Here is a 13,191-nt window from a genome sequence, read left to right on the forward strand (position 1 = left end):
ACGCAATAGCCTGACAAAGCGCAAAGGTTCAGTCCAGATAGTTCAATTCTTACGCAAAAAAGGTTCTCATAGAATGGGAGTTTTGATCTATATCATTTTAATGCTTAAAAGGCAAGTTGATAAAACTGTTGAACACATATTCCTGTATTATGATATTTCCGACAGGATTTCCCTGATATGTTTTGAGTCTAAAGGTTTTATCAAATAATCGGATATTTCTTCAATTCTGTCCGCCTTTTTGATATCCTTGGGGTCCATCGAAGAGGAAACCATATATACTTTGATGCTTTTGTTCAATTTAGGGCGCAGTTCGATAAACTCTTCCATAAATTGGAACCCATCCAATACGGGCATGTTAATATCCAAAAAGATGATGTCTGGTAATTCATCATCGTTATTCTGGTGCATTACTATATATTCCAGCGCTTCTGCACCATCGGAAAAGGTGCGGGTAGAACGCACTGCTGGAATGTTTTTAAGTGTTACTCCGATTGTAAATTGATAGATGTCATCATCATCGACCACAAAGACATTAACTGGTTTCATAATCATCATCAGTTATAAATTTATAAAAAAAGAAGTGCCTTTGCCTTCTTCGCTCTTGGCCCAAATTTTTCCGCCCATGGCATCAACCTGGGCCTTTGTTATAAATAACCCAACACCTTTGGCGTCATCGTTTCTATGAAAAACTTTGCTGAACCCGAAGAGTTTGTGCCCGTTCTTTTTAAGATTGATTCCCAAACCATTGTCCTTAAATTCCAGCTGTACCTTTCCATCGTTTATCCTCGATTTGACAAAAATTTCGGGAGCCCTGTCTTTCGCCTTGTATTTTAAGGAATTGCTGATCAGATTAATGAAAATACTTTCCAAATAGATTTTATTGTACATCACGGTGGGAGCTTCGGAAAAATCAGAGGTAATGACTGCATTGGTCTTTAAAATCTCGGCCGCGAGCATCTCTTTTGTTCTTTCCAATGTTTTGTCGAAATAGCTTTTTTCTAAAGATTGTTGAGCACTTTTTTTAATGAGCAAGGATTCCACAAGGGTGTCCAAGGTCCATGTAAGATGTTTTGTAACTGACTCAATTTTACCGATGATCATTTCCTTGGTTTTGGAATTGTTTTCTGTTTTGTAAATATCCAATAGGGCATTGAGATTGCTTACCGGGGATCTCAAATTGTGCGATGTGATTTGGTTGAACTCTTCCAATTGGCGATTTTGGGCCTTGAGTCGCTTGGCCGATTCCTTTAAACTTTTGTTGGTCTCCATAATTCGATGCGCTGCCTGTTTTTGAACCGTAATATCCCTGACGGCAATCGATACCAGAAGGCCTTCGGAGGTTTCCAGGGGGCTTAGGGTAACTTGGACGGGTATTTGGAAACCTGATTTGTTTTGTACAAAAAAATCAAGGTCCGCAGGAAGACCGGTATGTTTTGGGGCTTTAAAAAATGTCTCAGCATAATATTCCATAGTGTCCCAAAGTCGTTTTGGGACGAGAACGGTCACATGTTCGTCTATAAGTTCCGATGATTTATAGCCAAACATTTTCTCTGCCTGCTTATTGATCAATTGGATGATACCTTTTCGATCAACAATGACCATGGTATCCGGTGCGGAATCCAATAAACCTCTAAACTTGATTTCGGACATTCGGTGTTCGGTAATATCCTGTGTGGTTCCGATCATTTTTACCACATCGCCATGTTGATTCATGATGAGCTCCCCAATCAACTCAACTGTATGGACACTACCATCTTCGTGAATTATGCGGTGCATAAATTTTCGAAACCGTTTCTCGTCGATAAACTCTTGGGCATTCTCACGAAAAGTTTTTCGGTCATCGGGATGTATCGCTTCGACAACGCGTTCAAAATGGATGGGAGTGCCCACTTCCAGGCCAAATATGCGATATAGGTTGTCCGACCAAATAATATTGTCGGCCAAAATATCCCATTCCCAATAGCCAATTTGGGATAATTGTTCGGCAAGATTGAGTTGTTGGATTTTTTTGGTAAGCTCAACTTGTGTCTGTTTCCTTTCGGTAATGTCTTGGAGGAAACCGAATAATTTTACACAAACCCCATTTTCCATTTTTGGATTCCCCACATTACGAACACACTTAATGTTGCCTTTCGCTGTGACAACCTCCATGTCCAAATCATAAGGTTTGCCTTTTGAGATGGCATTTTGCATGGCATCACGTGCCATATCCCTGTAGTGTCCTTCATTAAAAAAGGAAGCAAGATTGTCCAAAGATGGCTCAAAATCATCAGGAACTTCGGTGATTTCGCGGGTAACATCGCTCCAATAGATTTCGTTGGTAGCTATGTTAAGTTCATAGATGCCTACTTTGGCTAGTTTGATGGTTTCCGTAAACAAACTATCTGGTCCAAAATCCTCAATGTCCCAATTTTTCATATACTTCGGGGTTGGTTGTAACACAACAAGCCTTCATTATTTATTATGGGAACTCTCAAGCTTTATGGGTCAGGTAATACAATTTACTCAAAAAGATAGTGAATTTCCACCACTTTTCTTGTTGCGGTTCCAAATTGGTATAAAAAACCCTTGTTATTTAGTTACCAGTCCTGCCCGCCTCAACAAGGCGTCAATATTAGGTTCTGCTCCCCTAAAACGCTTATATAGTTCCATCGGGTTTTCCGTGCCACCTTTGGATAGGACATGTTCTTTGAATTTGTCGGCAACCATTCTACTGAAAATCCCATTTTCCTTGAAAAAGGCAAAGGCATCTGCATCCAATACCTCGGCCCATTTATAACTATAGTAGCCAGAAGAATAGCCACCTTGGAAAATGTGAGCGAAAGATGTGCTCATGCAGGTTTCCGGTGTTTCTGGGAACAAGTTGGTGCTTTCAAAGGCTTGCGTTTCGTAAGCTTTTACATCTTTGATGCTTGATGGGTCCTTACCATGCCAAGCCATATCCAACAGTCCAAAGCTTAACTGGCGAACCGTTGCCATACCCTCTTGAAAGGTGGCGGACTCCTTTATTTTTTCTACCAACCCCATCGGAATCAATTCGCCTGTTTCGTAATGATGCGCAAAAAGTTCCAAGGCTTCTTTTTCGTAGCACCAATTTTCCATTACTTGGCTGGGTAGTTCCACAAAGTCCCAGTACACGGAAGTTCCGGATAGGCTAGGGTAGGTGGTATTGGCCAACATGCCGTGCAAGGCATGCCCAAATTCATGAAAAAGCGTTGTCACTTCGTTGAAGGTGAGCAAGGATGGTTTGGAACTTGTAGGTTTGGTGAAATTGCAGACATTGGAAATATGCGGCCTACTATTTTTTCCGCCCAAGGTATATTGTGGTTTGTAAGAGGTCATCCATGCACCACCACGTTTTCCGGGTCTGGGGTGGAAGTCGGCATAAAACAAGGAGATGAATTTGTCGTTTTCGTAAACCTCAAAGGTTTTTACATCTTCGTGGTATTTGTCCACATTGTCCACTTCTTTGAACGTAAGCCCGAAAAGTTTTTCCGCAACTTGGAACACCCCGTTGATTACATTTTCCAGCTTAAAGTAGGGTTTCAGCTTTTCATCGTCCAAATTGAACAGTTTTTGCTTCAATTTTTCGGAATAATAGGCACTGTCCCATTTTTCCAAACGGTCAATGTTGTCCAGTTCCTTGGCAAAAGCTTCCAGTTCGGCAAATTCCCTTTCGGCGGCTGGTTTGGATTTCTCTAAAAGTTCGTTCAAAAAAGCCATCACTTTTTCTGGGGTCTCGGCCATACGTTCTTCTAGCACAAAATGTGCATGGGTTTTATAGCCTAATAAATTTGCCCTTTCGTGACGAAGATTTGCAATGCGCTTTACGTTTTCTTGGTTGTCCAATTCATCATTATGAAATCCTTTGCTGCCAAAGGCCATGGACAGTTCCTTGCGCAACTCCCGGTTCTTGGCGTATTTCATAAACGGGATGTAGCTAGGGTAGTCCAAAGTAATCAGCCAGCCCTGCTTGCCTTTGGATTCAGCTAGTTGGGCTGCTGCTTCTTTGGTGCCATCGGGAAGCCCCTCCACATCTTTTTCATCCGTCAGCAACATTTCATATTTATTGGTCTCGGCCAACACATTCTCGCCAAATGTGAGTTTTAATTTGGAGAGTTCTGTATCTATTTCGCGAAGGCGTTTTTTGTTCTCTTCCTTAAGATTGGCACCATTTCTACTAAAATTCTTATATTTTTTTTCAAGAAGGGTCTGCTGTTCTTTTGTCAAATCCAACAAATCTCGTTGTTCATAAACAGTTTTGATACGCTCAAAAAGCCCTTGGTTCAAAGTGATGTCATTGCTGAACTCTGACAAAAGGGGGGATACTTCTTGGGCTATTTTCTGAATTTCCTCGTTGGTTTCCGCAGCATTCAAATTGAAAAAGATACTGGAAATACGGTCCAATTGCTGACCCGAAAAATCCAAGGCTTCCAAAGTATTTTCAAAAGTGGGCGCCTCTGGATTATTCACAATAGTGTCGATTTCCTTTTTGGTATCCTCGATGGCCTGAAGAAAAGCGGGTTTAAAATGTTTGTTCTTTATTTTTGAAAAAGGAGCCTTGTCAAAAGCTTCCAATAATGGATTGTTCATATGTGTTACTTCTGTTCTTTGTTTTTAAAATGGGTTACTGCCCAATCACTCACTAAATAGGCAAAACCGATAATGGAGGAAAATGCAGCCATGGTTAAGGCGGCATAGCTTTTTTCTTTGGCGCTACTGGTCATTTTATTCATGGCGCCAATGGCTTCATCAGAATACTCGTTCAGGTCCACGAAGCCATTTCCGTTGACATCATATTTGCTGACATAATCTGAAATGAATTGCCAACGTATTTCAACATAAATTAAAAGAGCTGCATATAGGACGAAAACCAAAAGACCACTTTTCCAAATACCTCTTACATAGGGATTGTTCACTTTTTTTAGGGTTATGCCCAGAAAAGCAATAGCACAAATCCCCAATAATATGCCAATTTGATTATAGTTCATAATCAACCAAGGTTTGCTACTGGAATGTTTTCTTTACCTCTTCGGCACCTTTGATTACTTTTTCCTTAAGTCCCTCTTTATAGGAAATAATGTTGTCCATAATATCACTATTGGAGCTTCCGATAATCTGTGCCGCAAGAATTCCGGCATTTTTTGCTCCGTTTAAAGCTACGGTGGCCACGGGAACCCCACCGGGCATTTGTAAAATGGACAGGACGGAATCCCAACCATCAATGGAATTGCTACTTTTTACCGGAACTCCGATAACAGGAAGGGGCGATAACGATGCTACCATTCCCGGTAAATGTGCTGCTCCACCGGCCCCGGCAATAATTACGGAATAGCCATTGGTGTGGGCACTTTTACTAAAGCTGAAGAGTTTTTCTGGGGTCCTGTGGGCGGACACAATGTCCACATCCACGGCAACACCCAATTCCTTCAATATATCGATGGCGTCTTGCATAACGGGAAGGTCACTTGTGCTTCCCATAATTACAGCTACTTTGCTCATATCTTATTTGCTTATCACTTTAATCGTTTCTTTTACCTGTTGGGCTACTTCCCGAGCTCTGGCCATATTCTCGTCCACAATGGTTACATGACCCATTTTACGAAATGGACGGGTTTGTTTTTTACCATAAATGTGCGGTGTAACCCCATCCATCCCCAATATTTCTTCGATGTTCTCGTAAACCACATCACCAGTATGGCCTTCGGCTCCTACCAAATTAACCATAATTCCGGCCACTTTGCTGTCCGTTTTCCCAAGTGGCAACCCTAAAATGGCACGGATATGTTGCTCAAACTGGTTGGTGTATGCTGCTTCAATACTGTAATGTCCGCTATTGTGTGGTCTTGGGGCGGATTCGTTCACCAGAATTTGGTCATCCTTGGTCTGAAACATTTCCACGGCCAACAATCCCACGTGTTTTATATGCTCCGAAACTTTTAAGGCAACTTCTTGGGCCTTTTTGGCCACGGCATCATCAATTCGTGCAGGGCAGATTACGTATTCCACTTGATTGGCCTCTGGGTGAAACTCCATCTCCACCACCGGATAGGTTTTTACCTCACCTTTGGTGTTTCTGGCTACCACTACGGCCAATTCATTTTTAAAATCGATCATTTTTTCGGCAATGCATTCCACATTGGGCAGGTCCTTAAGATCCTCCATCTTGCGGACCACCTTTACACCCTGTCCGTCGTACCCAAATTGGGCACTCTTCCAAACAAAAGGAAGTGAAAGCCCTCCGTTGCTAATGCTGTCTTCAATTTCAGAGGTATAGGCAAACCGTGTAAAAGGAGCTGTTGGGATACCGTGATCGGTATAAAACAATTTCTGGACCGCTTTATTTTGAATGGTCCTCAAGGTTTTTGTTGGTGGATAGACTTTGATTCCCTCGTGTTCCAACTTTTCAAGGGCGTCCACATTTACGTTTTCAATCTCTATGGTGAGGACATTCACATCCTTCCCAAAATTGTAGACGGTATTAAAATCCATCAAACTACCTTGAACAAACTCGTTGCAGGCTATTTTGCAAGGAGCTTCGGCCGAAGCATCCATCACCTTGGTTTGTATGTCCCATTTTCGGGTTTCGTAGAGCATCATTTTGCCCAATTGTCCACCACCTAAAATCCCTAATTTAAAGTCGGAAGAGAAAAATTGCATTGATTTGTAAATTGAATGTCAGCAAAAATACATGAAATCCACGAGGCTATAAAAGATGTGAGGGCTTAGCAGCTTTAAAAATATTATCTTTGCCAACCTGACCATAACTTGAGAACATTGATTAAGCTCCACGATAAGTTTTTTAAGCCCTATATAAAAGAAGAGGAAATCCTTGCGGCCATAGCTAAAATGGCCAAGGAAATTGCCGCCGATTACAAGTATGAAACACCCTTGTTCGTAGGGGTGCTCAATGGGGCCTTTATGTTTGTGGCGGATTTTCTTAAAGCTTACCAGCATCCCTGCGAGGTTTCTTTTGTAAGGTTGAGTTCTTATCAGGGTTTAACGTCAACAGGTATTGTAGAGACCCTTTTGGATGTTCCTGATGAAATTGAAGGAAAGAGCGTCATTATTTTGGAAGATGTTGTGGATACAGGCCGAACCTTGAAAGAGTTGGTCCATCTATTCTCCAATACCAATGTGAAAGAGTTTAAAATCGGCACACTATTTTATAAGTCGGATGTATACAATGGTGAATATGCCATAGATTATGTGGGTCTGGAGATTCCCGACCATTTTATTGTGGGGTATGGGCTGGATTATAACGAGCTGGGCCGAAATCTAAGAGAAGTTTACCAATTAAATCAAACAGATATGATCAACCTAGTGCTTTTTGGAAAGCCAGGAGCAGGAAAAGGTACCCAAGCAGGGTTCCTAAAGGAAAAGTATAATTTGAAACATATTTCTACTGGAGATGTGTTCCGTTACAACATTAAAAACGGAACCGAGCTTGGAAATTTGGCCAAATCTTATATTGATAAAGGTGATTTGGTGCCAGATGAAGTAACCATAGATATGCTAAAAGACGAAGTGGAGAAAAGTCCAGAGGCGGCAGGTTTTATTTTTGATGGATTTCCGCGAACCGCTGCCCAGGCAGAAGCATTGGACAATTTCTTGGAATCCAAGGACATGAAAATAAATGCAACCATCGCCCTTGAGGCAGAGGATGATGTTTTGGTAGCCCGCTTGTTGGAGCGCGGCAAAAGTAGCGGCCGTTCCGATGATCAAGACGAGAGCAAGATCCGTAACCGTTTTGATGAATACAATGAGAAAACGGCTCCCTTAAAAGCATATTACGAAAAGCAGGGGAAATTCCATTCTGTAAACGGAATCGGAGAGATTGATGAGATTACCGAGCGTTTGAGCAAAGTGATCGACTCCTTGTAATTGATTCCTAACAAAGACTTTTTTATATTAAAATATGACCGAAGGAAATTTTGTCGATTATGTAAAGGTGCACATTTCTTCCGGAAACGGAGGTAAGGGTTCTGCGCATTTACGTCGCGAAAAGTATGTGGCCAAAGGAGGTCCCGATGGTGGTGATGGTGGTCGCGGAGGTCATGTTATAGTCAAAGGGAACAAAAACCTGTGGACGCTGGTCCATTTCAAGTTTAAAAAGCATTTTAAAGCAGGCCACGGCGAGCACGGAAGCAAAAGCCGTAGCACTGGGGCCGATGGCGAGGATGTTTATTTGGAAGTGCCCTTGGGCACCGTGGTAAGGGATACCGAGACCAACGAGATACTTTTTGAGATTACCGAGGACGGCGAAGAAAAAATTGTACTGGAAGGTGGTATGGGCGGTTTGGGAAACTGGCATTTTAAAAGTGCCACCAATCAGACTCCGAGGTATGCCCAGCCCGGCATTAAGGGGCAAGAGGGACATCTTACCTTGGAGCTTAAGGTTTTGGCCGATGTTGGTCTTGTAGGGTTTCCCAATGCAGGAAAATCCACCCTACTCTCCGTAATGACTTCGGCAAAGCCTAAAATTGCCAATTACGAGTTTACCACCTTAAAACCCAACTTGGGCATTGTGGAATATCGAGACTTTCAAAGTTTTGTAATGGCCGATATTCCAGGGATTATTGAAGGTGCTGCCGAAGGCAAGGGACTGGGACATTACTTCTTGCGACATATTGAACGTAATGCTACGCTATTGTTTTTAATTCCGGCGGATAGCAAGGACATCAGTCAGGAGTACAACATACTTTTGGATGAGCTTAGAAGGTACAATCCGGAATTGTTGGACAAGGAAAGATTGGTGGCCATTTCCAAATGCGATATGCTGGACCAGGAACTTATTGATGAAATGGATGAGGACATGAAAGAGGATTTTAAGGATGTTCCATATATGTTCATATCATCAGTAAGTGGATTGGGAATACAACAGCTTAAGGATAGACTTTGGAAGCTATTGAACGAATAAAGTATTTTCTTCTGCCTTTACAATCATTATATTGATTAAATTTAGGAGAACCCAAAAGTCTCATCATGCGGTATTTGCTTTCCATAATATTGGTTTCGGTACTAATGTCTTGTAGTTCCGTTAAGGTGAATTATGACTACGATAAGGCGGTAGATTTTTCAAATTACTCCACATACAATTATTATTCTGACATGGAATCTGGGCTGAGCCAATTGGATGAAAAACGACTACTTCGTGCTATGGATTCAACCTTAAAAACAAGGGGTTACCGATTGGCCGAGGAACCAGAACTCTTCATCAACATTATGAGCGATGAATACAGGAGTGTTCCAAATAATAATGTAGGCGTAGGAATTGGTGGCGGTGGCAGAAATGTAGGTGGGGGTATATCCGTAGGATTGCCCTTGGGCAGTTCCAACATGCAGCGCAGCATTCAGTTTGATTTGGTAGATGCGCAAAGGGATGCCCTTGTTTGGCAGGCTGTGGCCGAGAGCGGATTCCGGGAAAATGCTTCTCCCAGTGTTAGGGAAGACAAACTTAGGAAGCTAGTGAAAAAAGTGTTTTCCAAATTCCCTCCAAAAATAAAATAAGACTCATAATCAGGTTGTTGCGTTGTTTCTATGCGCAAATAAATTGGATTTGCCGTTCGGTGCATCAAAATTACCACTTGTCATATATCAATTCAACAGATGAGAACTTTCAATTACTTTAGCTTCAGAAATAAAATCTAAAACCTAACAGTCATGATAGCACTAGCCAAGTTGATTATCTCTCTTTTAGTAAGCATTATTTTATAACTCGCTAATGCGATTACATAATTCATCAATATGAGAAAACTGAACACTAAACAAAAAGTAGTCTTCGTCATGGGTATTCTTGGCGTTTCCATAGGAATTTTTGGAAAATTCAATACATGGGAATATATGGAGTACTTTCCCTTTTTCTATTCGGGATTAACTATGATGTGGATTGCTTTTTTGCCCAACAGAAAGCCGTGTTACAATCCGTTTAAAAGAAAAGAGACCCAAAGCTCTTAGGTGCATAAGGCAAATCAGGTCTAACAACATGAGATTAATATAAATTTGGGCAGTTCAGATTCGATGGAATGGAGTTAAGCGCGCGAAAGAGGAATATTGTATTTTGGGTTCTTCAATTTCTTGGTTGGGGTTTTATTAACTCCATAGCCATTTTGATTCCTCAGGGCATTAGTTTTGAGATGACCATATTCTCGATCGTTGCCGGAATCTTTATTGGAGTATTTTCAACCTCTATTTTAAGATGGTACCTTAAAAGAAATGTCCATTTCGATTCTTTTGGTGTCAAGGAAGTCATCAAAATAATTATATCCACCCTATTGGCAGCTTTGCTATTTGGTTTGTTGAATGTATTTTTTGGATATATCTACATAAAATTTGGCCCTGACCTTACCGAGAACGAATTGCATATGTTCGAGGGATACGACAAAATTATGGTTCAGGTACTGAACTCTGTTTTCTTGGTCGGAGCTTGGGTAATCACCTATTTGGTCATCAAATTGCTCTTAAAGCTCAATCAAAATAGGATTGAGCGTTTAGAGTTGAACACAAGCTTGAAGCAAGCCCAACTCAATACGTTAAAAGGGCAGATCAATCCACACTTTATGTTCAACAGCCTCAACAATATTCGTGGGTTAATGTTGGAAGATGTGGATAAATCCAGGGAAATGCTGACTAAACTTTCCGAAATAATTCGATATTCACTCACCAAAAACAACATCAACGACATTCCCGTTCGTGAAGAATTGGAGGTGGTGGATAACTATATAGACCTATCCAAGATTCAGTTTGAGGATCGCTTGGAGTTTGTAAAGCAGGTGGAGGATGATACGATCGATGTACGAATTCCCCCCATGATCATTCAATTGCTGATAGAAAATGCGGTAAAGCATGGTATTTCCAACCTTAAAAATGGAGGTAGGATATTTTTGGCAATTACCAAGAAAGATGGCGAATTGCGCATTGAAGTTAGAAATACGGGTAAATTGGAGATTTCCAAGGATTCCACACAGCTAGGGTTGAAAAATATTGAACAACGATTGAAATTGTTGTATGCTGATCGCGCATCCTTTAAATTGGAGGAGATATCCGATGAGGTAGTGGCACAAATCAAAATTCCCTTGGTATGAAGATCAGAGCGGTAATAGTAGAAGACTCCCGATTGGCACGTAACGAATTAAAAGAGCTGATCAAACTACATGATGATTTGGAGCTGGTAGGTGAAGCTGGAAATGTGGATGATGGAGCAGAACTCATCGAAACGGAAATCCCAGACCTTTTGTTCCTCGATATCAATATGCCCGAGAAGGATGGTTTTGACCTTTTGGAGATGCTGGACGATGTTCCAATTACCGTTTTTACCACGGCCTACGATGAGTATGCCATAAAATCCTTTGAGTACAATGCCTTGGATTATTTGCTAAAGCCCGTGAGCAATAAACGCTTTGATATGGCTTTGGAAAAGGTTCGCGCCAAGATGGTGTCCAAGCAAGAAAACACACCCACGAATAATAAACTGACGGAGAACAGTCAAATTTTTATAAAGGATGGCGAATCCTGTTGGCTGGTAAAGATTGGAGATATATCCCTGTTCGAAATTGTGGGCAATTACACCCGTGTATACTTTGAGAACAAGAAACCCATGCTGTACAAATCACTCAATCAAGTGGAAGAAAAGCTGCCCGAAGATTCTTTTTTTAGGGCCAATCGACAGCAAATCGTCAACACTAATTATATTGAAAATGTAGTTTCATGGTTCAATGGTAAATTAAAGCTTACCCTAAAAAATGGAGAAGAAGTGGAGGTGTCCCGCAGACAATCCTACATTTTTAAAGAGCGGATGAGTTTATGAAAAGAAAATGGTTTAAAAAGTATTGGGACTTGGGTCTTGTTAGGTTGAACGCAGTCGAAACCTATTGATTATCAGAGTTCAATGGGTTATCGACTGCGCTCGAATTGACAGAAAGCTGTCTTTTGTTTTAGGCCCTTAATAGTTCCTTATACCTATCCTTGTACCCATACAGAACAGCAATGTTCAATATTAGGAGGGCAAGAGCAGGGGGAAGGCCATCTGGCGAGAGCGTAATGTGGAATAAAAAAGCGTTTACGGCAACGCTCATCAAGATTAACGCCATGAGGGCGCCATACTTGTTAAAGATCAGGGCAAGCCCGGTCAATACCTCGACCACGGCCACTAATTTTAGGGTGTAAGTGGAGGACAGGGCACCAAAATAGTTCATGACCGCTTCGGGCATTTCGCCACCCGCAGGTAGAAAGTTTAAAAACTTGTTAAGTCCGAACACTAGGACAAAAAGTCCCAAAAGTATACGGACTACCAAAAAAACTTTTGAATTCATAGAGTTGAATTTTTATTGGTTACTCAATAAAAGTATTCAAAAAATGAACATCTGATCGTTTTTGTAGGGTTTAATTTATTATAAATCAGTTTTTTAAAGAGATTTTAGCAGTCCTCCATCAATAGGAATATTGGTTCCGGTAATGAAAGCGGCTTGTTCCGAAGCCAAAAATGCCACTAAATAACCATACTCCTTAGGATTGCCTATCCGTTTTACAGGAACCTGTTCCTCCATGTTGGCACGCACCTCATCTGGGGAAATTCCTAATTTTTCAGCTTTTTTGGCGTTCAATTGGGCAATTCGGTCCGTGTCGAAGTAACCAGTTAAGGTACTGTTTACCGTAATACCATCTTTGGCCACATCGTAAGCCAGACTTTTTGCCCATGTAACCACAGCAGCTCGAATGGTATTGGACAATGCCAAATAATTTAACGGTTCTCTGACAGAAATGGAGGCAATGTTGATGATCCTGCCCCATTGGTTTTTTTGCATGTGCTTTAAGGCCAGTTCTGTGGTAAAAACTATTGATTTAAATAAAAGATCAAAAGCTTTCTGATAATCCTCAACGTTTTTTTCCAATGCCCCACCACCTTCGGGACCTTGGGTGTTGTTCACCAAAATATCGATGGTGTTGTGTTCAAAAAAAGTGGAAATAGTGGATTTGTACGTTTCAAAATTGGAAAAATCGACTGCTAAATATTGGTGTTTTTGCCCTTGACTTGTATCCATTTCTCCCACAATGGCCTGCATAAGTTCTTCACTACGGGCCATTAGGGTCACACTGGCTCCACTTTTGGCCAATTGCCTTGCAATGGCTTCCCCGATACCTTTGCTGCTTCCGCCCACAAGGGCATTTTTTCCTTTGAGTGAAATGTTCATG

General features: G+C 41.3%; 13 protein-coding genes. 5 read left to right on the forward strand and 8 right to left on the reverse strand.

The window, feature by feature from the left end:
* Positions 1-147: 147 nt before the first annotated feature.
* The 6 genes from AC13CC_RS03215 to AC13CC_RS03240 form a co-directional block, all read right to left on the reverse strand.
* A complete protein-coding gene (locus tag AC13CC_RS03215; protein ID WP_326279123.1) occupies positions 148-546 on the reverse strand; it encodes a response regulator in 399 nt (132 codons plus the stop codon).
* Positions 547-558: 12 nt separating this feature from the next.
* Positions 559-2,418 carry a sensor histidine kinase gene (locus tag AC13CC_RS03220; protein ID WP_326279122.1) on the reverse strand — a complete coding sequence of 620 codons (1,860 nt, stop codon included), beginning with the start codon at positions 2,416-2,418 and terminating at the stop codon, positions 559-561.
* A 153-nt stretch (positions 2,419-2,571) separates the two neighbouring features.
* A complete protein-coding gene (locus AC13CC_RS03225; RefSeq protein WP_482876170.1) occupies positions 2,572-4,593 on the reverse strand; it encodes a M3 family metallopeptidase in 2,022 nt (673 codons plus the stop codon).
* Between the two features lie 5 nt (positions 4,594-4,598).
* The gene (locus tag AC13CC_RS03230) at positions 4,599-4,991 is read right to left on the reverse strand and encodes a hypothetical protein (protein ID WP_482876172.1); all 393 of its coding nucleotides are present in this window, start codon (positions 4,989-4,991) and stop codon (positions 4,599-4,601) included.
* Between the two features lie 16 nt (positions 4,992-5,007).
* On the reverse strand, positions 5,008-5,502 hold the full coding sequence (gene purE, locus AC13CC_RS03235; protein ID WP_326279119.1) for a 5-(carboxyamino)imidazole ribonucleotide mutase: 495 nt from the start codon (positions 5,500-5,502) through the stop codon (positions 5,008-5,010).
* A gap of 3 nt (positions 5,503-5,505) precedes the next feature.
* Entirely contained in the window at positions 5,506-6,660 is a 1,155-nt protein-coding gene (locus AC13CC_RS03240; RefSeq protein ID WP_482876174.1) for a 5-(carboxyamino)imidazole ribonucleotide synthase, read from the reverse strand.
* A gap of 117 nt (positions 6,661-6,777) precedes the next feature.
* On the opposite strand from AC13CC_RS03240, the gene AC13CC_RS03245 reads away from it, so the two are divergent.
* The 5 genes from AC13CC_RS03245 (at position 6,778) to AC13CC_RS03265 (ending at position 11,806) form a co-directional block, all read left to right on the forward strand.
* Positions 6,778-7,884, forward strand: a complete 1,107-nt coding sequence (locus tag AC13CC_RS03245) for an adenylate kinase (protein ID WP_482876210.1) — start codon at positions 6,778-6,780, stop codon at positions 7,882-7,884.
* A 34-nt stretch (positions 7,885-7,918) separates the two neighbouring features.
* Positions 7,919-8,920: a GTPase ObgE gene (gene obgE / locus AC13CC_RS03250; protein ID WP_293168818.1), complete on the forward strand. Its 1,002-nt coding sequence runs from the start codon at positions 7,919-7,921 to the stop codon at positions 8,918-8,920.
* A gap of 65 nt (positions 8,921-8,985) precedes the next feature.
* A complete protein-coding gene (locus AC13CC_RS03255; protein WP_482876175.1) occupies positions 8,986-9,510 on the forward strand; it encodes a DUF4136 domain-containing protein in 525 nt (174 codons plus the stop codon).
* A gap of 515 nt (positions 9,511-10,025) precedes the next feature.
* On the forward strand, positions 10,026-11,084 hold the full coding sequence (locus AC13CC_RS03260; protein WP_326279116.1) for a sensor histidine kinase: 1,059 nt from the start codon (positions 10,026-10,028) through the stop codon (positions 11,082-11,084).
* Positions 11,081-11,806, forward strand: a complete 726-nt coding sequence (locus AC13CC_RS03265) for a LytR/AlgR family response regulator transcription factor (protein ID WP_482876177.1) — start codon at positions 11,081-11,083, stop codon at positions 11,804-11,806. The genes AC13CC_RS03260 and AC13CC_RS03265 overlap by 4 nt, the downstream gene beginning before the upstream one ends.
* 127 nt (positions 11,807-11,933) lie before the next feature.
* Here AC13CC_RS03265 and AC13CC_RS03270 read toward each other — a convergent pair whose 3' ends face one another.
* Positions 11,934-12,311, reverse strand: coding sequence for a DoxX family membrane protein (locus tag AC13CC_RS03270; RefSeq protein WP_326279114.1), 378 nt, complete (start codon positions 12,309-12,311; stop codon positions 11,934-11,936).
* A gap of 93 nt (positions 12,312-12,404) precedes the next feature.
* Positions 12,405-13,190, reverse strand: coding sequence for an SDR family oxidoreductase (locus tag AC13CC_RS03275; protein WP_326279113.1), 786 nt, complete (start codon positions 13,188-13,190; stop codon positions 12,405-12,407).
* Position 13,191 lies beyond the last annotated feature (1 nt).

This window comes from Flagellimonas sp. L-11 (assembly GCF_056857735.1).

Bases quoted from the DNA above. Each gene is read 5' to 3' on its own strand.
- AC13CC_RS03270 (WP_326279114.1), bottom strand. From the start codon at position 12,311: ATGAATTCAAAAGTTTTTTTGGTAGTCCGTATACTTTTGGGACTTTTT.
- AC13CC_RS03225 (WP_482876170.1), bottom strand. From the start codon at position 4,593: ATGAACAATCCATTATTGGAAGCTTTTGACAAGGCTCCTTTTTCAAAA.
- AC13CC_RS03230 (WP_482876172.1), bottom strand. From the start codon at position 4,991: ATGAACTATAATCAAATTGGCATATTATTGGGGATTTGTGCTATTGCT.
- purE (WP_326279119.1), bottom strand. From the start codon at position 5,502: ATGAGCAAAGTAGCTGTAATTATGGGAAGCACAAGTGACCTTCCCGTT.
- AC13CC_RS03220 (WP_326279122.1), bottom strand. From the start codon at position 2,418: ATGAAAAATTGGGACATTGAGGATTTTGGACCAGATAGTTTGTTTACG.
- AC13CC_RS03215 (WP_326279123.1), bottom strand. From the start codon at position 546: ATGAAACCAGTTAATGTCTTTGTGGTCGATGATGATGACATCTATCAA.
- AC13CC_RS03255 (WP_482876175.1), top strand. From the start codon at position 8,986: ATGCGGTATTTGCTTTCCATAATATTGGTTTCGGTACTAATGTCTTGT.
- obgE (WP_293168818.1), top strand. From the start codon at position 7,919: ATGACCGAAGGAAATTTTGTCGATTATGTAAAGGTGCACATTTCTTCC.
- AC13CC_RS03265 (WP_482876177.1), top strand. From the start codon at position 11,081: ATGAAGATCAGAGCGGTAATAGTAGAAGACTCCCGATTGGCACGTAAC.
- AC13CC_RS03275 (WP_326279113.1), bottom strand. From the start codon at position 13,190: ATGAACATTTCACTCAAAGGAAAAAATGCCCTTGTGGGCGGAAGCAGC.
- AC13CC_RS03240 (WP_482876174.1), bottom strand. From the start codon at position 6,660: ATGCAATTTTTCTCTTCCGACTTTAAATTAGGGATTTTAGGTGGTGGA.
- AC13CC_RS03260 (WP_326279116.1), top strand. From the start codon at position 10,026: ATGGAGTTAAGCGCGCGAAAGAGGAATATTGTATTTTGGGTTCTTCAA.